General features: G+C 26.2%; 22 protein-coding genes, 1 tRNA gene and 1 other RNA gene. 10 read left to right on the top strand and 14 right to left on the bottom strand.

Annotated elements, in window-relative coordinates; translation table 11 throughout:
• Positions 1-777 precede the first annotated feature (777 nt).
• Positions 778-2,271 (top strand): acetyl-CoA carboxylase biotin carboxylase subunit, encoded by a 1,494-nt coding sequence (locus QZ146_RS01815; RefSeq protein WP_295721893.1) that lies wholly within the window; start codon positions 778-780, stop codon positions 2,269-2,271.
• A gap of 66 nt (positions 2,272-2,337) precedes the next feature.
• A complete protein-coding gene (locus tag QZ146_RS01820; protein WP_295721896.1) occupies positions 2,338-3,246 on the top strand; it encodes a biotin--[acetyl-CoA-carboxylase] ligase in 909 nt (302 codons plus the stop codon).
• 192 nt (positions 3,247-3,438) lie between these two features.
• Here QZ146_RS01820 and QZ146_RS01825 read toward each other — a convergent pair whose 3' ends face one another.
• The 3 genes from QZ146_RS01825 to QZ146_RS01835 all read right to left on the bottom strand — a co-directional run bounded on the left by QZ146_RS01825 (position 3,439) and on the right by QZ146_RS01835 (position 6,019).
• Positions 3,439-4,602: a TIGR03576 family pyridoxal phosphate-dependent enzyme gene (locus QZ146_RS01825; RefSeq protein WP_295721898.1), complete on the bottom strand. Its 1,164-nt coding sequence runs from the start codon at positions 4,600-4,602 to the stop codon at positions 3,439-3,441.
• A 162-nt stretch (positions 4,603-4,764) separates the two neighbouring features.
• Positions 4,765-5,091, bottom strand: coding sequence for a hypothetical protein (locus tag QZ146_RS01830; RefSeq protein ID WP_295721900.1), 327 nt, complete (start codon positions 5,089-5,091; stop codon positions 4,765-4,767).
• A gap of 406 nt (positions 5,092-5,497) precedes the next feature.
• The gene (locus QZ146_RS01835) at positions 5,498-6,019 is read right to left on the bottom strand and encodes a FumA C-terminus/TtdB family hydratase beta subunit (protein ID WP_295721902.1); all 522 of its coding nucleotides are present in this window, start codon (positions 6,017-6,019) and stop codon (positions 5,498-5,500) included.
• A gap of 214 nt (positions 6,020-6,233) precedes the next feature.
• Between QZ146_RS01835 and QZ146_RS01840 the strand changes: the two genes are divergently transcribed.
• Positions 6,234-8,036, top strand: coding sequence for a DUF2070 family protein (locus QZ146_RS01840; RefSeq protein WP_295721905.1), 1,803 nt, complete (start codon positions 6,234-6,236; stop codon positions 8,034-8,036).
• Between the two features lie 271 nt (positions 8,037-8,307).
• On the opposite strand, the gene QZ146_RS01845 is transcribed toward QZ146_RS01840, so the two are convergent.
• Positions 8,308-8,598 carry a hypothetical protein gene (locus QZ146_RS01845; protein WP_295721908.1) on the bottom strand — a complete coding sequence of 97 codons (291 nt, stop codon included), beginning with the start codon at positions 8,596-8,598 and terminating at the stop codon, positions 8,308-8,310.
• A gap of 329 nt (positions 8,599-8,927) precedes the next feature.
• Here QZ146_RS01845 and rqcH point away from each other — a divergent pair, with 329 nt between their 5' ends.
• Positions 8,928-10,925, top strand: coding sequence for a ribosome rescue protein RqcH (gene rqcH / locus QZ146_RS01850; protein ID WP_295721910.1), 1,998 nt, complete (start codon positions 8,928-8,930; stop codon positions 10,923-10,925).
• A gap of 103 nt (positions 10,926-11,028) precedes the next feature.
• The gene (locus tag QZ146_RS01855) at positions 11,029-11,361 is read left to right on the top strand and encodes a hypothetical protein (RefSeq protein ID WP_295721912.1); all 333 of its coding nucleotides are present in this window, start codon (positions 11,029-11,031) and stop codon (positions 11,359-11,361) included.
• A 91-nt stretch (positions 11,362-11,452) separates the two neighbouring features.
• Here the strand turns inward: QZ146_RS01855 and QZ146_RS01860 are convergent, their stop codons facing one another.
• Together QZ146_RS01860 and QZ146_RS01865 are read right to left on the bottom strand one after the other, a co-directional pair.
• Complete coding sequence (locus QZ146_RS01860; RefSeq protein WP_295721914.1) at positions 11,453-12,169, bottom strand: metal-dependent hydrolase; 717 nt, start codon at positions 12,167-12,169, stop codon at positions 11,453-11,455.
• 91 nt (positions 12,170-12,260) lie between these two features.
• Entirely contained in the window at positions 12,261-13,562 is a 1,302-nt protein-coding gene (locus QZ146_RS01865) for a hypothetical protein (protein ID WP_295721916.1), read from the bottom strand.
• Between the two features lie 367 nt (positions 13,563-13,929).
• On the opposite strand from QZ146_RS01865, the gene QZ146_RS01870 reads away from it, so the two are divergent.
• Both QZ146_RS01870 and QZ146_RS01875 read left to right on the top strand, forming a co-directional pair.
• Positions 13,930-14,133, top strand: a complete 204-nt coding sequence (locus QZ146_RS01870; RefSeq protein ID WP_295721918.1) for a class III signal peptide-containing protein — start codon at positions 13,930-13,932, stop codon at positions 14,131-14,133.
• Entirely contained in the window at positions 14,134-14,313 is a 180-nt protein-coding gene (locus QZ146_RS01875; RefSeq protein WP_295721920.1) for a class III signal peptide-containing protein, read from the top strand.
• A 243-nt stretch (positions 14,314-14,556) separates the two neighbouring features.
• On the opposite strand, the gene fwdF is transcribed toward QZ146_RS01875, so the two are convergent.
• The 3 genes from fwdF to QZ146_RS01890 form a co-directional block, all read right to left on the bottom strand.
• Complete coding sequence (gene fwdF, locus QZ146_RS01880) at positions 14,557-15,543, bottom strand: tungsten-dependent formylmethanofuran dehydrogenase subunit FwdF (RefSeq protein WP_295721922.1); 987 nt, start codon at positions 15,541-15,543, stop codon at positions 14,557-14,559.
• A 9-nt stretch (positions 15,544-15,552) separates the two neighbouring features.
• Positions 15,553-15,744 (bottom strand): 4Fe-4S binding protein, encoded by a 192-nt coding sequence (locus QZ146_RS01885; RefSeq protein ID WP_295721924.1) that lies wholly within the window; start codon positions 15,742-15,744, stop codon positions 15,553-15,555.
• A gap of 98 nt (positions 15,745-15,842) precedes the next feature.
• Positions 15,843-16,298: a phosphopantetheine adenylyltransferase gene (locus tag QZ146_RS01890; RefSeq protein ID WP_295721938.1), complete on the bottom strand. Its 456-nt coding sequence runs from the start codon at positions 16,296-16,298 to the stop codon at positions 15,843-15,845.
• A 237-nt stretch (positions 16,299-16,535) separates the two neighbouring features.
• Between QZ146_RS01890 and QZ146_RS01895 the strand changes: the two genes are divergently transcribed.
• From QZ146_RS01895 to QZ146_RS01905, 3 genes are all read left to right on the top strand, one after another.
• Positions 16,536-18,107, top strand: a complete 1,572-nt coding sequence (locus tag QZ146_RS01895; RefSeq protein ID WP_295721926.1) for a radical SAM protein — start codon at positions 16,536-16,538, stop codon at positions 18,105-18,107.
• Positions 18,108-18,162: 55 nt separating this feature from the next.
• Positions 18,163-19,071 carry a DMT family transporter gene (locus tag QZ146_RS01900; RefSeq protein ID WP_295721928.1) on the top strand — a complete coding sequence of 303 codons (909 nt, stop codon included), beginning with the start codon at positions 18,163-18,165 and terminating at the stop codon, positions 19,069-19,071.
• Positions 19,072-19,299: 228 nt separating this feature from the next.
• Positions 19,300-20,073 (top strand): tRNA-dihydrouridine synthase, encoded by a 774-nt coding sequence (locus tag QZ146_RS01905; protein WP_295721930.1) that lies wholly within the window; start codon positions 19,300-19,302, stop codon positions 20,071-20,073.
• An 11-nt stretch (positions 20,074-20,084) separates the two neighbouring features.
• Here the strand turns inward: QZ146_RS01905 and QZ146_RS01910 are convergent, their stop codons facing one another.
• The 5 genes from QZ146_RS01910 to QZ146_RS01930 all read right to left on the bottom strand — a co-directional run bounded on the left by QZ146_RS01910 (position 20,085) and on the right by QZ146_RS01930 (position 24,063).
• Complete coding sequence (locus tag QZ146_RS01910) at positions 20,085-21,002, bottom strand: cation diffusion facilitator family transporter (protein WP_295721932.1); 918 nt, start codon at positions 21,000-21,002, stop codon at positions 20,085-20,087.
• A gap of 229 nt (positions 21,003-21,231) precedes the next feature.
• Positions 21,232-22,347, bottom strand: a complete 1,116-nt coding sequence (locus QZ146_RS01915; RefSeq protein ID WP_295721934.1) for a pyridoxal phosphate-dependent aminotransferase — start codon at positions 22,345-22,347, stop codon at positions 21,232-21,234.
• A gap of 190 nt (positions 22,348-22,537) precedes the next feature.
• Positions 22,538-22,622, bottom strand: a tRNA-Ser gene (locus QZ146_RS01920).
• A 118-nt stretch (positions 22,623-22,740) separates the two neighbouring features.
• Positions 22,741-23,054, bottom strand: an RNA gene (ffs, locus tag QZ146_RS01925) — signal recognition particle sRNA.
• Between the two features lie 97 nt (positions 23,055-23,151).
• The gene (locus QZ146_RS01930) at positions 23,152-24,063 is read right to left on the bottom strand and encodes a 2-phosphoglycerate kinase (RefSeq protein ID WP_295721936.1); all 912 of its coding nucleotides are present in this window, start codon (positions 24,061-24,063) and stop codon (positions 23,152-23,154) included.
• Between the last annotated feature and the right edge of the window lie 195 nt (positions 24,064-24,258).

Here is a 24,258-nt window from a genome sequence, read left to right on the forward strand (position 1 = left end):
TTTTATCCTCAATCGTACGGAATTTAGAAAACTCCAGAATCAAATCGGAAAGTTTAAATTGTTTATCAGACATAATACTATTTGAAGCTTTTATATTTGGTTATTTCATATTAATATATTAGCTTCACCTTATATATTAAGTTTACATACTTTTAAATTAAAAATAACGGAAAATTAATAGAGAAAAAAAATTATATTGAAATATTTATTAAAAATTAAAATCACTTAAGTTTTTGAAAGTTCCTAAAAAATGGTAATTTCAAAAACTTAAATTATTTTAAAAAATCAATTCCCCCCTTCAAAAATAATATGAAATCCCATCTAAATTTATTATAAAAAAAAATTATAAAGAAAAAAATTAATTTTAAAAAGAAAACTAAAAAATTATGATATTATCTGAAACAAGTTAAAGAAAATATAAATTCACAATTAAATGATATTATATAGCTAATGCTTATATTCTATCAAATTTGCTAAAAATATATATTTTAACATATATTATCATTTAATTCCTCATTATTTTTTTGTTTGAATTTTGAATAGTAAAATAAAAGTTTTATAATTGAAGTATTTTAAAATAATAAAAAAATTATTAATAATAAAAAGCCCAAATATATGAACAGAAAAAAAGTATGGGGAAAATTCTATTAATATATTTAATAATATATATTTATAAAAAAAATTATTTAAAAAACTAATCATATATTAGTTAATTAAAATTAAAAAAGTTTTAAAATAATTATAATTAGATAAAAGAAAAATTAAATGAGGTATCAAATGTTTGATAAAATATTAATTGCAAATCGGGGAGAAATTGCAATAAGAATTATGAGAGCATGTCGTGATCTTGATGTTAAAAGTGTAGCAATATATTCTGATGCAGATAAATCTTCTCTTTATACAAACTATGCAAATGAAAGATATCCGCTTGGAAATCCCAGCCCACAACAATCCTACTTAAATCTTGATAAAATTATTGATGTTGCAATAAAATCTGGTGCAGATGCTATTCATCCAGGATATGGTTTTTTGGCTGAAAACCCAGACTTTGGAAAAGAATGTGAAAAAAATGGAATAACACTTATTGGACCAAGTGGAGATGTTATTAATAAAATGGGAGATAAAATAACATCAAAACAAATTATGAAAAAAGCAGGAGTCCCTGTAATAGAAGGTACTGATAAAGGAGTTTCAGAAATTGACGAGGCAATAAAAATAGCTGAGAATATTGGTTATCCTGTTATTATCAAAGCATCAGCAGGAGGGGGCGGAATTGGTATGCGTACTGTATATGAAGAAGATGAATTAGTACGTGCTATTGAATCAACCCAATCTGTAGCAAAAACTAATTTTGGAGATTCTACAGTATTTATTGAAAAATATTTAGAAAAACCTCGCCATATCGAATTCCAAGTTCTAGCTGATGAAAATGGAAATGTTATACATTTAGCCGACAGAGAATGTTCTATTCAAAGAAGGCATCAAAAACTTTTAGAAGAAGCACCTTCTCCTATTATGACAGAAGAATTAAGAGAACAAATGGGAGAGAGTACAGTTAAAGCTGCAGAATATATTGGATATACTAATGCAGGAACAATTGAATACTTATATGATAATGGAAACTATTATTTCCTTGAAATGAACACCCGTGTTCAAGTAGAACATCCTATTACAGAAATGGTTACAAATGTAGATATTGTAAAAGAACAAATTAAAGTTGCATCAGGTAAAGACTTATCCTATTGTCAAGATGATATTACAGTTAAAGGACATGCAATAGAATGCCGTATTAATGCAGAAGACCCTCTTGCAGAATTTGCACCAAATCCTGGTAAAATTACTGCATACCGTTCGCCAGGAGGTCCCGGAGTACGTTTAGACAGTGGAGTATATGCAAATTACACCATTCCTCCATTCTATGACTCAATGATTTCAAAATTAATAGCCTACGGAAGTAATAGAGAAGAAGCTATTGTTAGAATGAAAAGAGCATTAAGTGAATATATTGTTCTTGGTGTTAAAACTACTATTCCATTCCATAAAGCAATAATTAGAAATCCTAATTTCCTATCTGGTGAGTTAAATACACATTTCATTGATGATAATAAAAATAGAATTTATGAAGAAATGGAGAATGTAATAGCTGAAGATTTAGAAAATGTAAATCGTTTAAAATCTACATTTATGCCTGCTAAAAAGATAGCTGCAATTTCATCAGCTGTTGGTTCTTACTTAAATGAAGCAAAAAACCAAAATCAACAACAAAAATAAGATTTTTAATTATAAAAAAAATATTTAAAAAAAAAAATTTTTTAATTAAATGAAACCTGTGATAAAATGGACCGAGATATCTTAGAACTTTTATCTGAAAAAATAGATATGGAAAAGAAAAGCGTTGAAGAACTACTTAAAATGAGTATGAATGAGATTAGAGAAGGAATAAAAGAACTTGGAAAAGAATCCTTTGACCCTAATACAAAAAATAAAATAGAAGATAATAATAATAGTGAATTTATTGGTAAAAATATTTATTATTATAATTCTGTAAAATCAACAAATTTAATAGCTAAATTTTTAGCACCAGATGTTCCAAATGGTTCTGTTATAATCTCTAAAATGCAAACAAAGGGAAAAGGTAGAAGTGGTAAAAAATATGAATCTCCTGACGGAGGAATATGGTTATCAATAATTTTAAAACCAAATATTTCACCACAAAAAGCTCCTCTTTTAACATTAGCAACTGCTGTAGCAGTAACACATACATTAGAGAAATTAAATATTAAAGCTGAAATTAAATGGCCGAATGATGTTTTAATAAATGAAAAGAAAGTGTGTGGAATTCTAACAGAATCAATAGCTAAATTTAATGAATTAGAAAGTATTATTATTGGTGTTGGAATTAATTCGAAAATTGATATAACTAATTTTCCAAGTGACCTTAAAGAAAATAGCATTACCCTTCAAGATGTTGCAGATAGTGAAATCAGTAATGAAAAAATTATGGGACAATTCTTTGAAGAATTTGAAAAAACATATAATGAATTTATTGCTGAAAATTATGAAAATATCTTTTATGAATGGAGAAAACATAGCCACACCATAGGTAAAATGGTCGAAATTAAACAACCTTTAGGAAAAATTTTAGTAGGTTATGCTATTGGAATCAATGCAGAAGGTGTTCTAATTATTGAAAAACCAAATGGAAACTTAGTTAAAGTTTTCTCTGGTGAGTGTAGAGAACTTTAAACTAAATTTTTCTTTTTTTCTTTTTTTCTATTATTTTAAAATATTAAATATATTAACCTAATTATTTTTATCCTTAATAACTAAATTAATAGTTCAATTAATAATAATAATAGCTAACTAAAATAATTAAATCATAAAATTAATTAATATAAAATAAAAATAAGGAAAATTAATAATTAACTAAAAATAAGATTATAAATTGTAAATAATTTTTCTACTTAGATTTTCATCAACACATACTTCAAGTAATTGATTAAAAGACTTAAATATTTTTTCATAAATATCTTCAATTTCTAATTTATTTGAATCATTACTTGATAAATCAACCCGTATTGTAGTTGATGCACCAGGCATTGAAACCGCTGGAATTGTAATAATATTTTGAAATTTAAGTAAAATCATACTCCAAAGGAAACATAAATCCGTATCTGACAAGTTACAAATATCTACTTTTGAATTTACCTCTTTTTTTAAAGATTCTTTAGAAACCATTACTCCTGTTGGAGTCTCATCAAACATATTAAAAGATTTCGCTAAAAATGAAAACAATTTATCTTTTTTAGAAATACTATCCCTTAAATTTTGAGGATTATATTCTTTTAATGCATTAATCATAGCAAGTATAACTGGTGCTTGTGCTTCAAGACCAAATTCATTAGATTTTGCCTTAACCATATTTATATAATTTTCTTTTCCCGCCATTAATCCTCCACGAGGACCTTTCATTAGCTTATCAGTACTTGTAACAGATAAATCTGCACCTAAATCACACGCAGGTTTTTGATTAAAGATTGCTGTTCTAAGTCTAGCCCCACTTGCATCATCCACAAATACTGGAATATTCTTATTATGTGCCATTTCAATAACTTTTTTAAAGCTTTCTTCATCTAGCACTTGATGATCCATAGTAGAACCTGTAATAATTACAAGAGCAGTATTATTTTCAATATTAAATTTATCTAAATCAATATATTCCTTATATTCTGCACCAACCAAATTACACGCCCGTATAATAGATGGATGTGCCGGATGTGCTTTAAGAAAATGAACAACAGAATCTCCTTCACTTACAAGTGCAAGTATACTTGCAAGAATTCCGGAACTAGTCCTATTTAGTGCAAATATTTTTTCTCCACCCATATGTTTTATCCCTAAATCTTGAAGTTTATCTTCAAAAATAGCTGGGCCAATATATGTTTGAAGCAAATCAAGTTCTTCTTCCTCAGCAATAAATCCTCCAGAAAGTCCTGTTAAATCATATAACTGAGAACCTGTCCCTGATTCAATAGAATCTTTAATAATTTCATAAGCAGCTTCTCTTTTTTTAAGTTCATCTAAAGAATTTCCAACTATCATATTACCACAATCTAATTAAATATATTGATTTTAAAAAAAAATATATTAATACTAATTAATTAAAAAAAAAATAATTACTTTTTTTATAAAAAAATAATACAAAATAAGTATAAAAAAATAATAAAAATAATAAAAATAATTAAAAAAATAAGGATTTATATTTTATTCTTCATTTAATATAACGAATTTAAAATCTTCAACTGCTTCCACTAAAAGTTTTAAATCTTTTTCATCAACAGGTAAAGATTCAAATTCCTCTCTTTCATTATAAGTATATTCTGCATCAACAACTGTACCATCCACATCACAGTAAAGAAGAAAACTATCCGCCATTTCTTCTGGATCTTTAGTAGGTAAAAATATTTCAAATGAAGCTCCTAATTGAGAGAAAAATTTATCTTTTTCTTCATCACTTTTAACTACTTTTTTTAATTTCCTTATTCTAGATTTATATTTTTTTTCCGCAGCTTCTTTTATTTCACTTGCCATATTATCACCAATAATAATTTAAATTTTTAATAATTTAAATTTTTGAAATAAAGGTAAATATTAAAACATTATTTTGTTAATCTAATATAATTTTTTACCATATATAAACCTTATTAAAAAAGATTCATAAAATAATAAATTAAAATAATATGTTTAAAATAATTTTTTTTTAAAAAAAAAACTTTAAAACTATTATAAACATTAAACTATATAAAGATATTTAGAAAGCTAATGTAAAAAACATTCAAAAATAAAAAGGGAAACATTCTAAAAACAAAAAAATGAATATGATTTAATTAGTATTTTAAAGTTGAAATTATAAGAAATAATATGGAAAAATAATAATAAATAGAATTGTGAAATATTTGATTACTAATTAAATAAATAGAATTATTAAACAAAAAAATTAATCATATAATGAATTTCCTTTTGAATCCATTGCAACAATTAAAGGACCGAATGAAACTACTTCTAATTCCCACATTGCCTCTGGAACACCTAAATCTAACCATGTAACACCTTTAGATTTTTCAACTGAATCAACATATAATGCAGCACATCCTCCAGTTGCAACTGTATAAATAGCTTCATTATCAATTAAAGCCTGGCGAACACTTTCATCCATTCCACCTTTACCAATAATAACCCTTACTCCTTTTTTAATTACATCTGCTTCATAAGGATTCATTCTCATAGAAGTAGTAGGACCAATAGCTACAACTTTATAATCTCCACTTTCCTCTTTTATAATTGGTCCTGCATGGAAAATAACTTCACCCTCTAAACTAAAAGGCTCTCCATCATCAACAATACGTTTGTGAGCCTGATCACGAGCAGTGTAAATAGTACCTGTAATAGAAATAACATCCCCAGCTTTTAAATCTTTAACATCTTCTGAATAAATAGGAGTTTTTAAATTAATCATCATATCACTTGAAAACTAAATAAAAAATTGTTTAATATATATTATATTCTGATTGTTAATCTATATAATTTTAGTGAAACATTTTAAAAAATACTTAAAAATTACTAACATCTTAAATATTATAAGATTATATATAATTTTATTATAATATTAAAAATAATAATATATAATTAATAAATATTATACAGATTAATTTTTATGATTGTGAGGAACTAAAATGTCTAGTATGAGTAGTGTTGCAGGGCTTTCAAAATATATTACCACCCTACCTAATACTAAATTTTCAATTAAAGCCATTACTATATTTACATTAATTATAGGTTTATTAATTGGAATTATAGTACCTAATGGTGAAAAAAATATTTTTTACCAAATTCTAGGAGCAATCATTGTTAGTTTTATGAGTTTTGGGCTAACTTCAATAATTTGTGGTGTGGTTATTGCAAGAGCAATACATCTTATGAGAGGAATAAACCTTATGGTTAAACATTCAATGTTTTTAACATTTATAAATGGGGCTGCAATATCTTTTTTAACCTTAGTAGGAGTTATTTTATCTGCAAACCCAGGGACAATATTAGCATTTTTAGAATTTGGATGTATTCTCATATTTGCATTCAGTTTTATTGTATTTTGGAGTGTAACAAGAATAGGCCTTGTTAAATCCAGCATTATTGCATTTTTCCAACCATTATTCTCAATAATTGTACTTGTACTAATTAACTTTTTAGGTTTAAACTTAATTTCAATAAATTTATCAATCTCCCTTATTGTAAAAATTATAGTAGGATCTTTAATCTTTGAAATTGCAATAATATTATTTATTTTAACACTTGCAGCACCTATGAAAAAAAATCTTAAAATAGAGATGTTAGATTTAATAAGCTTATTTGTATCCCATATAAATGATGGTACCCACTTACTTGAAGACAAATTCACAGAAGTAGGTCAAGATATTGATACTATTGTAAGTGTAGTTAGTTTTAAAAATGAAAAAGGTATTAAAGGATTATTTATAAGTCCTGCAGTCCACCCAGGTCCTCTTGGAAATATGGGGGGAGGAAATATGCCTACTGTTCTTGCAAATAAATTTGAACCATTTACAATGGTAGCTCATGGACCTTCAACCCATGATTTTAACCCTACACACATTAATGAAATTGATAAAATCGAAGAAAGTGTTAAAAAAGCTGTTTCTAAAATAGAATATTCTAATAAAGCAAGTAAATTTAGAAGATATTCTTATAAAACAGCAAATATTGGTGTACAATTTTTCAATAAAGGTATGAATGTTCTTTCTACATTTGCACCTTTAGGTAGTGACGATATTGAATTTAGTGTAGGATTAATAATGATGATTAGAGCTAGTAAAAAATTTGATGATACCACTGCAATAATTGTAGACTGTCACAATTCATTCTCTAAAGAATCTGGTCAAGTCTTATCTGGAGATTCTGAAGTATTTGAATTAATTGAAGCTATTGATATAATCGAATCTGATGAAAAATATGAAGGAATCAAAATGGGATGTGACCAATCCCATTTGGAAAGATTAAATAAAGATAATGGTATTGGAGATAGTGGGCTTAAAACTATGATTATTGAAGTTGATGGTCAAAGAACTGCATATCTTTTATTTGATTCTAACAATATGGAAGTTGGTTTTAGAAAAGAAATTATAGATGCAGTCTGTGAGCTAGATATTGATGAAGCTGAAGTTATGACTACTGATACACATAGTGTAAATACAATATCACGCGGATACAATCCAATAGGATTATCTAAAAGAGAAGAAATTATTGAATATACTAAAACAAGTGTTAAAAAATCTATAGAAGACCTTGAAGAAGTTGAAGCAGGTTGTGCTACTGAAAAAATTAAAAGTATTAGAAGTTTTGGACCAAATAATTCTACAGAGTTAATATCCACCATAAGCTCTACTGTCCAAGTAAGTAAAATTATAGCTCCAATAACATTCATAGTTGCTATATTTTTAAATCTTTTATGGTTAATGTATTAAATTAATTATTTCTAAATTTTTTTGCTTATTTTTTATAAATTTTTATATAATTTAATTCTTGTTTTAATTTTTATATAATTAATGTATTAACTTAATTATAGCATTTAGTTAAAAAAAAAGTATATTTAAAACTAATTAAAAAGAATAGAATATAAAAACTAATCTAAAAAATAGCTCATGTAAAACAATTAAAAAAAAAACTATAATATAAAAAAACTAATTAAAAAAATAAGAAAATAGCTATAGCGCTATTAAAAAAGTAAAAAAGAATTTATATAAATGGAATGAATTTAGCATAACTAAAGAATATTACCCAAACAATAAACCATGTAAATCCAAAAGGCATAATTCCAGTCATAAACCATTGACTAAAACCATCAATAGATTCTTTAAAATTCCTTTGACAATATTGTCCAATTAAATATATAACAACAATACCAATTAATGATGCAATAAGCTCATTTTTAAAACCAAAAGTTCCATAAGAGAACATTGCAGAAATTATTCCACAAAAAAACGCTGGAACTATGTGGATTGTTGTAATTTTTTGTACCTCATCCATAATATCTCCTACTAATAAATTATTAACATATAATAATTCTAAATAAAACTTAATAATTTTTATTTTAGATAATTTCTAATAAAATTAGACTACTTAAAAATATAGAATATAATCACCTAATTTATGAAAAAATATTAATAAAATTAAGTAGTAAAATTCATATAAATAAACAATAATAAAATATTATTTAATATATTATTTAAAATTATAGATTAATTTTATAAAAAAATAAAACTCAAATAAAAAATTAGAAAATAAAGAAATAATAATTTTAAAAAAAAAATATATATTTTTACAATAATCTAGAGCAAATACAAAAGGATGTTTATATGAAGACAATGACCAATGTTGATATTTATGCAATATCACATGAATTAAATGAGTTTTTAGAAGGTGCTAGAGTAGATAAATCATTCCAGCCCAATAAGGAAACTGTTGTTATGAGATTTCATAAAGCAGGTTTTGGGCGAATAGATTTAGTAATGGAAGCTGGAAAACGTATTCATAAAAGTCAGTATCCTCTACCTAATCCAACTAAACCTCCGTCCTTTCCAATGCTACTTAGAAAAAGACTTAAAGGTGCTAATCTCCTAAGTATTAAACAATATAATTTTGATCGTATTGTTGAAATTACCCTGAAAAAAGATCGGATATACACCATCGTTGTTGAATTATTTTCTAAAGGCAATATTATCTTAATTGATGAGGATAAAAATATTATAATGCCCCTTAAGAGAAAATCCTGGAGCAATAGAGATATAAGTGCTAAAAGAGAATATACTTATCCTCCTGAAAATGGAATAAACCCTATTAAAATTAGTGAAGAAGAATTAAAACAATTATTTGAAAATTCCGATGATGATGTTATTAGAACACTTGCAAAAAGTGGTCTTGGAAGTTTATATGCCGAAGAGATTATATTAAGAACTAATGATTTTAGAACAAATGAAGATTTAAGCTTAATTGATAAAAATAGTGAAGCTTCTACTTTAAATGAGGAAGAAGTAAAATCAATACACTTAGCAATTCGATCAATTTTTAAACCTCTTGCAAATGGTGAAATTAAACCTGAAATTGTAAGTGGAGATAAAGATGATGTTTTACCACTTGAACTTTTAAAATATAAAAACTTTAAACACAACTACTTCGATAGTTTTAATGAAGCTTGTGATGAATTCTATTCAAAAGCTGTAAAAAATACTATTACTGATGAACAAGAAAAAGCATGGAATAAAAAAATATCAAAATTTGAAAAGAGATTAGAATTTCAGGAAGAAACTCTTAAAGGATTTAAAGATACAATAGAAAAATCACATAAAAAAGGAGAGTTGATTTATTCCAATTATCAAAAAATCGAATCATTAATTAATGTTATTGAAAATGCAAAATCAAATGATTATTCTTATCAGGAAATTGATAAAATCCTAAAAAAAGCTAAAAAGGAAGGTATGGATGAAGCTGAGATTATTAAATCAGTAGATAAAATGGGCAATCTTATAATTAATATTGAAAATACTGATATTAACATTAATTCTAAAATATCTATACCTGAAAATGCTAATATATACTATGAAAAAGCAAAAAAAGCTAAACGTAAGATTGCTGGAGCAAATATTGCTATTGAAAATACCAAAAAACAATTAGAAGATATTTTAAACAAAAAAGTTAATGCTATGAGTAGTATTATGCTTCCACAAAAAAGAGTTAAAAAAGAACTTAAATGGTATGAAAAATTAAGATGGTTTGTAAGTTCTACAGGTATACTTGTAATCGGTGGACGTGATGCTAATAGTAATGAAAATATTGTTAAAAAATATTTAGATAATAATGATGTTTATATGCATGCAGATATACATGGTGCTCCTTCAATAGCTATAAAATTAAAGGGTAAAGAATTAGATGATAATACTATTAAAGAATCTGCAATTTTTGCAGCATCATTTTCATCTGCTTGGAGCGATGGTTATTCTACACAGGATGTTTATTGGGTTACACCAGAACAAGTTTCCAAAAGTCCGGAAAGTGGAGAGTATGTAGCCAAAGGATCATTTATTATAAGAGGTAGAAGAAATCATGTAAGAGGTGTAAAATTAAGGATTGCAGTAGGAATTGTTGATTATGAAGGAAAACGTTTAATGGCAGGACCCGAAGAGGCTATGAAATCACTTACAGATAATTATATTGTTATAAAACCAGGATATACTAAAAAAGAAGCTATGGCAAAAAGGATATTATCTAAAATTAATGAAGATGAGTTAATTGAACTTGATGATATTGTAAGGGTCTTACCAACTGGTAAATGTGATTTTGATGATAAAAAATATTAATTCCACTCATTTAAGAAATATACTATAAATTCATATAAAGATTGAATTAAATACTATTGATTTTGAAATTATAAAAAAATTAAATTGAAAAAAAACTGATACTATGTCAAATGAAGAACTTGGATATGAAGATGTTAAAGTTTATGAAAAACTATTTACAATTGCACCTGCTTTTGTAATAGAGAGAATGTTGAAAAAAAATCACAATTTTGTTTCTAAATTTAAACCCACTATTAAAGCACATTTAACATCTTTAAATGAAGAAGAAAAAGCTAAACTAGATATTATATTTAAAAAAGATATTGAAGAATTACAAGCAATTATGAAAGAGGCCTATATAAAAACTAATAAAAAACAGTTTAAAGTGTTGTCTGACCCAAAATACAAACAAGCAATTAAATCTAATTTAGATGAATTAAAAAAAATGGTTCAATGAAAAAAAAGTTATATAAATTATTTAAAATTAGAACGAAAATATTGCTGTTTTAAAATTAAATAAATAAAATGAAAAAATGATTAAATTTAAATCATTCTTTTTTTAATTCTGGTTTGTAAACTTCACCAGGATTCATTATAACAACATCAATTGAAGGATCTAATTGTTTAACAAAATTAGAAAAAATAACTGGATCTTGTTCAATAGGAGGGAATGTATTATAATGCATAGGAATTACTGCCTTTGGTGAAACCCAACGAGTAGCTAAAGCTCCTTCAAAAGGACCCATGGTAAATCTATCTCCTATAGGTATCATTGCAATATCTGGCTTATAAATATTACCAATAATATTTTCCATATCACCATATAATGCAGTGTCACCAGCATGATAAATTTTATCACCATTTGGAAGTGTTATTAAAAATCCACAAGCACTACCTCCTGGAACTGTGCCTTCTTCAACAAAATCAACATCTGAAGAATGTATAGCATCAACCATAGTGAATTTAATATCCCTAATAAAAGCAGAACCTCCAATATTCATATTGACTGCTTCAATACCTTGTCTTTGTAAGAATACACCAATTTCATGATTAGAAATTACAAGAGAATTACTTTTTTCGGCAATCTCATATGCATCTCCAAAATGGTCTGAATGACCATGAGTTATACAAATAATATCTGCATTAAATTCTTCAACAGGAATATTACAACTAGGATTATTACTAATAAAAGGGTCAATTAAAATTTTTATATCCTCATCTGTTGTAATTTCAAATGCAGAATGACCTAACCATCTAATTTCCATAATCTAACCTCCAAATCTAATTTTAAAAATTAAAAATATTACAAATATGTTTTTGTTTTAAAAAAAATAAATATATAATAGTTTAAAAAAATTATACAGAAGCAAATTCAGGAGTATAAATCTTTTCTGCTAAATTCCAAGTTGAATCAAACATGTTTTTAATATCATCAATTGACTTATTGTCATCATAAACAGCACCATATTGGAAATTTTCATCCTCTTCATCATCAGAAACAATTAAAGCATAATTGTTATCAATAATTAAATTAATTGTATTAAGTTTAGGCATAGTCCTAATTTCAACATTTTTATTAATTATTGAACTAATAACTAACTTTTCAGATAAATCAGATAAATCCATATCCTCAATAATGATTTTTGTTGGAATATTTGAAATATTAAGCAAAAAATCATGTGACAAATCTTTAAGAGAAGTAGTTATCAAACATACTTCACGATTTGCCTTTGCAGATAACTCATCAAATGCCTCTTGAGTGGAAATTTTCCCATTAGAACCAATTACATAACTTCTTAAAAGTTTAGGAATAGGAATAGATTCTGGATTATTAGGATCTATTACAATTTCCCCATCTTCATCATCTTCAAATAAATCTTCAACAGGAACAGGAACAATTTCTTCTTCTAAAGTATTATCCTCTACAACAACTGATTCATCATCAGATACAGGTTCCCGGTATCCAATATAATCTCCCTCAGGACTGTAAAAATCATCTTGAGAGTGGTCCACATGAATAAATTCCCCATGAGATAAATCATCTTTATTTAAATATAAATTAGAATCTAATTTTTCAAGATTATTTTTTCCTAATTCTTCTTCAATAACTTTAGACTTATCAGATTTAGGTATATTAGAAATATTAAATAAACCAGTGTTATGGCCTTGTTTTTTAGCAGGTTTACGGGTAATTTTTAAAGGTCTTTCATAATTAGGTGTAAACTGATAAGTTTTATCTGTAAATTTTGAAGTATTAGATTCGACCTTTAGTACTGCTTTAGGATTTTTTTTAGATGGAACTGACTTATAAATATCATTTACTTTATTTGAAATATTTTTTTGTGCATTTTCTAAACTACCAAGATTAAAGGAATCAATATCATCAAGATTAGGCATATTGTTTAAACCTTTAATTTCCATATTTTTAAATTTATCTGCAGGAGATTTAGATTTTTCTCTAAAAACTCGTTTATCATTTCCAAAACTAATAATTTTTGTAGAACCTGAAGTTAAAATTATTAATAATCCTACAATAGCTATTATCATCCCTAAAACAATTATAAATTCCCTGAACTTATAAAAGTAATTTAATATCAATATTGCTATACCCATAGCAAGTAATAAAATACCTGAAAAAACTTTTAAATAATTAGCCATCCAGTACACCTACTTGAAAGTTAAAAATTTTTTTAATATGAATAGAAAATATTAAACATATTTATAAATTTTACAATACTTAAAGTTTACCATTAAAATTAGACATAATATAAAATATTTTTATAAAAATCTAAAATAACAACTCTTAATTTACTTCTTCAATTTAGAAATTTTAGACTATTTTTTTTTTAAAATTTTATAGAATTTAAAAATATTAATTTAAAAATAAGAAAAATTAAAAAAAATAATGATTTTAAATATAGGAATAATATTTAATTTAAAAATAAATAAATTAAAAATGATTAATTTTAAAATAAGATGAATAATATTATTAATATATGATTTAATACTATAAACTGGTGATATAATGAATAAAATTAAAAATAAAATAAAAAAATTAATAAATGAAACAGATGGACAAGGTGCTAGTGAATACATTCTATTATTCGGAGGTGTAATAATCATTGCAATTGCTGCACTTCTAATATATAGAAACTATTTCCAAACATTAACACTATCTTCCACATCCGATGTAGAGCAACTTAGAACTAATTTAACAAGTAGGGGTTAGATGAATTTAATTAATGAGAACACTGCCCAATTAAGTGCTGAATTAATATTACTTATTGGAGGGATGATTGTTATTGCACTTATTGTTGGTGGTAGTATTTTTCAAATTAATGAAAATATTAATAATTCATTAAGTAGACTAATTGAAAATGCTCGAAACAATACCCTATCAAATATTTAATAAAATATTATCCGGTTAATCGATTATTAATTAATTAACCTTTCTTTTTTTAAAAAAAAAACTATGTTAAATAATATAATAAAATTAAATTGGATGAAGTCAATATTCAAACTACTAAATAATCTTCACATTCTTTTATTAGTAAATTGTTAAAAAAAAAAATATAAATAAAGAAGAAAATTAGCTAAAAATACTTTAAATAAAAGAAATTCATAAAATCAAAAATAGAAAAAAAGAAAAAAGTTATTCAAGTAATTTTCCAAGGATATCCTTCCAGGAGATAGAGTTAATATTATCAAGGGCCATACTTTCCCTTTTAACACTGAGTAAATCTTGTGGACAAGCTTTAACACAGGCTCCACATAAAACACAGCATTCTGGATTAATTTTAGATTCCCCCTCAATAATTTCCACTGCATTAGCTGGACAAACATCCTTACATGCATGACAAGTTTCTCCTTTACATACTAACTCAGGATTTCTTAATATTTCACCAATAAATGGTTTTATAATATCAATTGCATCTGCAGGACAGACTGATTTACACCATCCACAGTTAATACATTTACCTTCAATAAATATAGTACCCTCAATATTAGGTTTATCAATATTTTCTTTAAACATACAAGTTGTACATATTGCAGTAATTGCATCTTGTGGACAAGCTCTTTTACAAACCTGACAGTATACACATTTAGAATCATCAACTTCAATAGTATCTGGAACTCCAAATTCATTATTAGAACTTATATTAATTGCACAAGAAGGACACATTTCCTCACAAACTCTACAATAAACACATTTTTCATCATCTATGCTAATTTCCCCAGAAAGTAAATCATTAATATCAGGTAACTTCCTTGTAAAAAATATTGAGTCTCTAGGACATGCTTCTACACATTTTCCACAATAAAAACAAAGTTCCTCATTGATTTTCGCTTCATTATTCCAATTAGGATATTGTTTTGATTTGGAAATGAGTTCCCCATTAATTTCTAATCCTAAAACCCCAAATGGACAACTGGATGCACATAAACCACATAAAACACAGTTGTTTTTATTACAAGAAATATAATCCATTTCAATTAAGCCTCTTGCAATAGGCACAATAGGACTTAATATTAAAGATTTAGTAGGGCATGTATCAGCACAAATTCCGCAACCAACACATTTATCATTAGCATAGATTAATTTTCTATTTTCCATCCCTTCTCTTTCAACAAGTGACATAAAAAACACCTATATTTTAGAAATAGCCTGATTTGGACAAGATGTAATACATAAACCACAATCGTCACATTTTTCTGGAATAATCTTTACATCCCCATTTTCCTCTACTAGAGCACCTTGTTCACATATTTTAATACATAAACCACCACCCATACAATTTTCCACATGTCCACATTTTAGAGCATCTATTTGAATAGCCATTAAATCACCTAAATAAATTATAATATATTATATATCGATATGCATATTTAAACATAACGGTTTAAATATAAATTCATAAGACAAATTAAAAATATTTATTATACCAAATTTCCTTTTTTATCTATTTCCCCTTTACGAATTCTAGTAGAAGATATTGGAATTCCATCATCAGCTAAAACAAAGCTAACGACTACAATATCCAAAGGAGCCATATTTTTATCGACACGTATTTGATTTATTTCAATAGCTGTAGGTTCAGTTTCTTCACTAACAACAATTGCATCGAAATCATCAACATAAATAGTAGGACCATATTTATCATCTAAACGGATAATATGGAAATTATCATAATCCTTAAAAAAATTATTTAAATTATTCATTCTAACTTGGCAAGAATCAATATCTCCTTTTAGAACTCCAAAAGCATCAGAGGTAACTCCAATTTCAACATATTCTCCAATTTCAAAAGCAGTTTCAAGAAGTTTTCTATGACCATAATGAAATTTGTCAAAGGTTCCTCCTACAACTACTTTTTTGTAATTCTTTGCCATAATAAAATCCCTTAAATATAATTATTAAAAAAATATTTATTAATTAATTTATTTAAATTTACCTACTTTTATTAAATTAAACTTATAACATTATAAAATTAGCAATTAAAATTAAATTATTTGTATTATTAGATAAAAATATATACTTTATAAATCAATTATTCAAAATAAGATATTAATAAATCAATAGTAAAAAATTCCATAATACAAAAGTAAAAATGTAAAAATACTAGTGAAACCATGTTATATGAATCAAATATAGTGAAAAAGAAATTTAATGATGTGAATCTTAGATTTGGATTAGTTTACCCTAATGTTTATAAAGTTGCTATGTCTTCACTTGGTTATCAAATTTTATATAATTTACTAAATGATAGATTAGATACTTGGTGTGAGAGAATTATATATCCAAACACTAGAAGTATTGAAACAAATAGTCCTTTATCTAATTTCCATATTCTTAGTTTTACTTTACAGTTTGAAGAGGATTATTTTAATTTAATTGAAATCTTAAAAAAGGGTAATATTCCTCTAAAAAGAGACGGTAGAACTGATAAAGATCCTCTCATTATAGCTGGAGGCCCCTGTGTTACTGCAAATCCTATGCCCTTATTTGATTTTATTGATATTTTTATTATAGGTGAAGGTGAAAATGTTCTAAATTCAATAATTGATATATATAATGATTTAGATAATCCTAAAAAAAATTTAGAAAGTTTTCTAGATATTGAAGGAGTGTATATTCCAAAATATAATAATAAAACTCAAATTTCGCTTATTGAAGATATGGATAAGACTTATCATATTACAAATCCAATTATTGTAGAAACAGATGATGAAAAATACATACCTGCTTTTGGAAATGCAATACTCTTAAATATTTCAAGAGGATGTAGTAGAGGATGCAGATTTTGTATGTCCGGATATTTGTACAGACCTACAAGAGAAACATCCCTTGAAAAATTAATAGAAATTGCTAAAATTTCAAGAGAAAATTCTAATATTAATAGAGTTGCATTAATTGGACCTGCTGTTTCCGATTATTCTAAAATAGATGAGTTAACAAGCAGCCTATTAGATTTAGGTTTTGAAATATCAAGTCCTTCTATGAGAATTGAAACAATTACAGAAGAATCCTTAAAATCTTTAAAAATGAGTGGACTTAAAACATTAACGATCGCACCAGAATCAATATATCCTCTTAGAAAATCAATTAATAAAGACATAGCTGATGAGTTAATTGATAATGTCATTGAAACTGCTCTTCAAATAGGATTTAATTTAAAACTATACTTTATTATTGGTTTTCCAAATGAAACATATGAAGACCTATTAGATTTAAGTGAATATATAACATCTATAAATAATAAGAAAAATGAAATTAATAAAAAATTATCTGTAAAATTTAGTATAAATCCACTTATTCCTAAGGCTCAAACACCCTTACAATGGGAAACTTATAATGTTAATACAATTAAATCAAAGATACAATTTCTTAAAAAAGAACTTAATGGAATAAATGTTAAATTTAACAGCGCTAAATTAGGTTTAAAGCAATATGTTTTATCATGTGGTGGACGAGAAATTGGAGAATTAATTGAAAAAGCATATGATAAAAAAATTACAACAAGTACATGGAAAAAACATATACCTCACTATGAAGCAGAGGATGAATTACCCTGGGACAATATAGATATTGGATATAGAAAAGATTTTTTAATTGAAGAATATGAAAAAATTAAAAAACATGAAATTACCCCATGGTGTGAGATTAACAGTTGTTATAATTGTAAATACAATTGTTTTAAATAATTTTAAAATAAAATTATAAAATAATCAATATATAAAAGATAATTTGGAGATTATAATGAACAAGAAAATAATTCTATTATTACCAGTGATTGCAGGGGTTTTCTGGGGATCTGTAGGACTATTTATAAGAACCCTACATAATTTTGGAATAAATAGCATTACTATTTTATCAACAAGAATTGTACTTGCAAGTATAATACTATTTATTGGGTTAATACTCTTTGATAGAGACTCCTTAAAAATAAAACTTAAAGACATATGGTTATTTATTGGAAGTGGAGTAATTGGCGTAATGCTGTTAAATTTATGTAATAATGAAGCTGCAGTTGAGTTAACACTTTCACTTGCAGCTGTTTTACTAAGTTTAGCACCAATATTTGCAATGTTTTTATCAGCAATACTATTTAAAGAGAAAATTACATTAAAAAAACTATTTTGTTTGGTTTTAGCAATATTTGGTTGTATACTTGTAAGTGGAATTTTAGAAAGTAATTCCACACTTCAATTGTCTTTAAATGGCGTACTATTTGGACTTTTATCTGCTATATTTTGGGCATTATATGGAATATTTTCCAAATTATCTACAAACAAAGGATATTCCATTTATACTACACTTTTTTATAGTTTCCTATTTATCAGTATTGTTTTAAGTCCATTTACAGACTGGGCAAACTTTGGTTCATTTATTAGTTTGAACCCTATAACAAATATACCCTTTGCATTTGCACATACATTATTTACATCAATTTGCCCTTATCTATTATTTACAATAGCCATAACCCATATTGAAAATGGTAGGGCAACCATATTATGTAGTGGTGCAGAACCACTTTCAGCAACAATATTTGGGTTTTTATTATTTAGGGAAAATCCCACAATATTAAATATTATAGGAATAATTATTACAATTATAGCATTATCTATTTTAATTAAATCAAATGATAATAAAGAGATGGGAAAATGAAAAACATATTTGATAAGGTAAAATTTGATGAATTTAACATTAAAAGTAGAATCATTAGAACTGGGCTCGGGAAAGAGAAAAAGAAGGAGGGTTTTTAAACTACGTGTTTTTAAAAGATATTAATCTATAGCAAAAAGTGGTGTAGGATTAATCACATCTGAAATATTTGCTCTAGATTATCATGACAGATTTTATGAATACTCTAGCAGTGCAAATTATAAAGGATTTATGAAAGATTACAAAGACATAACAAATATTTGCCACAAATATAACGTTCCAATACTTGGTCAACTTGCACCATTTTACTTTAATGATGGCCTCAACCAAAAAGTAGAAGCAAATGACATAAGTATAGAAGGAATTAGAAATTTCCAAAGTCAGGTATTATTAACTGCTAAAAAGTTTTTATTTGCAGGTTTTGATGGAATTCAATTAAATATGGGAAATAATTACTATCTTGCAAGATTTATTAATCATTATTTTAATCAAAGAAAAGATAATTATGGAGGCAACACATTTAATAGATGTAGAATTGCTTTAGAACTTATTAATGCAATTAATAAAAATTATGATTTACACATTAGTTGTAAAATTAATTTAGAAGATGTTAGAAAAGGAGGAATGACACCAAAAGAGGCTATTGAAATAGCTAAACTTTTTGAAAAATATGGTGCAGACAGTATTCAACTTACCGGACAAGCTATTTCAGTTGCTCAAACAAAAGAAAACCCTAATGAATATTTAAAAGATATTAATAAATTAATTGAATCTGTAGACATCCCTGTAATTGTTGGAGGAAATATAAGAGATAGTGATACTATTAATAAATTATTAAATGAAAATAATATAGAATTTATATCTATTTCAAAACCATTTATTGCTGAAAATAATTTTTTAGATAAATGGAAAGAAAATGGTCATAGCGTGTCCATATGTAAAAATTGTAATAATTGCTATAGTAAAAAAGAAAGTAGATGTTTCCAATATGGAAAAATAGAATAAAAATAAAGTTTTTAATCTTTAATCTTATCAATTTTCTTTTTATGATCATAATTTAAACCAGTAGGACATGCATGAACCGTTGCGCCATAAATTACATCGATTTTCTCTTCTACTTCATCTTGAACGATGTGGACGATTTTATGCGCTTCTGGAAAAGTTAAATCCTCTGGAAGCTCTATATGAAATGTTACTGTAGCATAAGACCCAAAGAAATCCGCCCTAATATCATGGATACCTTCAACCCCATCAACAGCCAAAACAACTTGTTTAATATCATCAAGTAATTCTTGAGAAGGAAGTTTACCCATAATATGATTAATATTATCCATTGCAACTTCAATTGCTACTTTTAAAACACTTAATCCAATAGCCAGTCCTACAATAGGATCTATTTGTGGAAAACCAAAATTTGATAATATAACACTAATTAAAATTACAAATGAAGATAATACATCAACTCTTTGATGTTTTCCATCTGCAACAATAGCAGGACTATGGACTTTATTACCAATGGAGATTATACTTTGACTCATTATTATATTAACAATAATACCTATTACTGCCATAAAACCTGCAAGATAGGAAGGAGATACAATATGATTTGAAAAAAATAGTTTTGTTACTGCTCCTTCAATAATTTCATAAGAAACTATAGCTAAAAATAATACAATTAGAAGGCCCCCAATAGCTTCAGCTCTCCCATGACCTAAAGGGTGATCTGAATCTGCAGGTTTACTTGCAATTTTAAATCCAACATAAGCTATAACTGATGTTGCAATATCTGATAAAGTATGTGTTCCTTCTGCAATAAGCGCATAACTTCCAGAAAAATAACCTATCGTAATATTAAAAAATGTTAAAAAAACATTACCTATCAAAGCAATTAAAAATGCCCTTTTACCTTTTTTATTCCGAGTCTCATTATCCATAAAAATTCACACAAAAAATAATTAAATAATTTTATATATATTAATAAATATATTTAAAACAATTATTTTTTAGGTTTAAATAAATTTTAATAAGATTATAAAAAAAATGCATTTTAATTAAAAAATATTAAAAAAAATAACTATCTCTATTAAATTTACAAGATACTTAAACAAAAAAAAATTATTAATTAAAAATAGTAAAATAAAAAAAAGATTTATATTTAATTGACTAATCCATGTTTTTTAAAATGTCCATAGCTTTTTCAATGTTTTCATATGAATTAGCATAAGACATTCTAACAAAGTCTTGACCTACAGAACCAAAAGCAAGACCGGGTACACATATTACACCTGCATCCATTGCTTTCTGAACAAAAATCTCAGGATTATTCACTTTAGGAAATACATAAAATGCTCCTTCTCCTTTTACACATTCATACCCCATATCATTTAAACTATCAGAAATTAAATCCCTTCTTCGTTTAAATTCTTTAAGCATTTTATTAACAGAATCTTGAGGACCTGTTAAAGCTTCAAGACCTCCAATTTGTGAAATAGAACTTGTACATGCAGTTACATATTGATGAACTTTTAATAAATCTTCTGTAATATATTTAGGAGATACCATATATGCTAGTCGTAAACCAGTCATTGCATAGGTTTTAGAAAACCCGTTAAGAGTAATTACATTCTCACCAAAGGCAGCTGGAGAATAATGTTTTTTATTATCATAAATAATTTTTTCATAAATCTCATCTGATATAATCATAAAATCATAATCAGTTGCAAGATCTGCAATTGCTTTAATATCTTCTTTCTCCATAACAGCACCAGTTGGATTGGATGGAGAATTAATAATTAAACCTTTTGTTTTATTTGTAATTTTTTCTTGAACGTCATCTGCCATTAATTTGAATCCATTTTCCATAGGGGTTTCTACACCTACAGGAGTTGCCTCAGCCAATTTAATCCCTGCCTCATAAGATAAAAATCCAGGATTAGGTATTAAAACTTCATCCCCTTTTTCAAATAAAGCCTGACAACAATCAAATAATGCCTCAGTAGCACCACAAGTTACAATTACATCATCAATATCAGATTCAATATTATTTTCTTCTTTCAATTTTAAAACGATAGCTTTTCTTAAATTATCAAAACCCTTATTTGAAGTGTAATGAGTGAAACCATCATCCATGCCTTTTTTCATAGCTTCCCTAATATTTTCAGGAACATCAAAATCAGGCTCACCAATACCTAAATTAATTGCATTAGGATTAGTTACTTCAAATAGTTTTCTTATTGTAGATAATTCTATTGAATCTGTTCTTTTTGTATTTTTAATCATGATAAACACTCTAAATAATATTTAAAAAATAATTAAAATATTAAATATAAATCCAAATAAATTTATAACTATAATAATATTTACTTCTCATAAATATTTTAAATTTTATCCCACAGCCCATATATAAAAAAAGCCATATGATAAAAATATAAAAAATATTAAAATTTAAAAATTCTAAAAAAAGTAAAAACGCCGGGAACGGGATTTGAACCCGTGTTATCAAAAAGATAATCGGATTAGCAGTCCGACGCCGTACCAGGCTGGGCCATCCCGACATATGAAAATTGTATAAAAATGTGAAAAAATATCATATAACATTATAGTATTATAAGATAATAATATAAAAGTGTTTCGTTTTTATTAAAAAGCAGGATTTTAAAAAAAAACCATTATAAATTGGCATATCCGAAAGTGGACAAGAATCAACAAAAAAGGTTATCTCAAAAACCAACTCCACTCCGCTACTCTACAAGCATTAATTGTAAACAGTAGAGCTGCTCCCTTCCGGGCCTGACACGTTCCTGTAATAAAGATAATTAACCTTTACCCTCCAGTAAAGATCCTACCACCATTAATCCTGCAGGACGAAGTTTCTATATTAGTTTTTAAGGCCTTTCCCATATCAAAAAGCCGCCTCTCGGATTTCAACTGCACCAAAGGGGATGTGTGCTTACAGAGGACCCCTAACCCTCCAGTCTAGCCATTATATAATTTAGTATTAATATTATATAAAGTTTATGAAAATTTAGAAATACCTATATATAAATAAAATAAGTTAAAACCAGATAAAATTAAAAATAAAATTTAAATATTATCCTCACTATGTAAATCCTCATATTTTTCAGTAATAGTCTTAATCATATAATCAATAGTAGTTGATAAATCAATATTTTCAATAACTGGAACATTGTATTTTTGTGATTGCATTACGATATATTTTTGAATTTTTCTAATTGATAGGAAATTATCCAAATATTTCTGTAGAGGTCTTCCTGCCCACATTTGACTACTTCTCGAATAGAATCTTCCTTTATGTATTTCAGGGTCACTTACCTGCAATGTAAATAAAATGACATTTTCCCTATCTAGCAAATCTTGTCTTATAAATCCTGGAACAATATGAACCCCCTCAACAACAATACTTATTCCTTCAGTTAATGCCCTTTCAATTACAGCATCTACACCTACAGATATGGTGGTTATATGATTTTTATATCCTGTAATTACCTCATCAAATTCAGGAGGCGTAGGTATTCTCATAGCTTCATAGGCATTATAACTAGATTCGTGAATTACAGGAGACAAATCTTTAGATACAATTTTACGCATTACTTCCCTTATCATATCAGTACTTATCATATTACCAATACCTAACCGATTAGCAATTTCAAAAGCAGTGGAACTAGTTCCTACACCTGATGCACCTGCAATTAAAACAATCAAAGGCTCTTTGAACTTTTTAATTTTTGTCCAAGAAATATAATTCCGTGCAGCTTCTTTATTATATTTTTCAAGGGCACGAATAACCATTTCAGACAAATCATCAGTAGAAATAATTTCAATATTTTCTTCATTAATTTTTGATTCTATGGATGAAGCAATATCATATGCTTCATTAATATCTAATTTCGCCCTAGTTAAAGAACGTGACAAAACTCCTTTAGAAAAAGGTTCTGTATAAACTTTTCCACCAACTTTTCCTTGCACCATTATCATTTTATCATATTCCAAAAAAAATTATTAAAAAAAACTTTGAGATTAATAATAATAATATATTTAGAATAATCATTAATAAAATTTACTAATTATAGACACTGCTAGAAACTTAAGCAAAAATTAATTATATATTAACATTGTTATATTTTATTTTAGCAAGTTTTTTATATTTTTATTTGCAAATAATGTTATTGA

It is taken from the genome of uncultured Methanobrevibacter sp., from assembly GCF_905235195.1.
Classification (GTDB): Archaea; Methanobacteriota; Methanobacteria; order Methanobacteriales; family Methanobacteriaceae; genus Methanarmilla.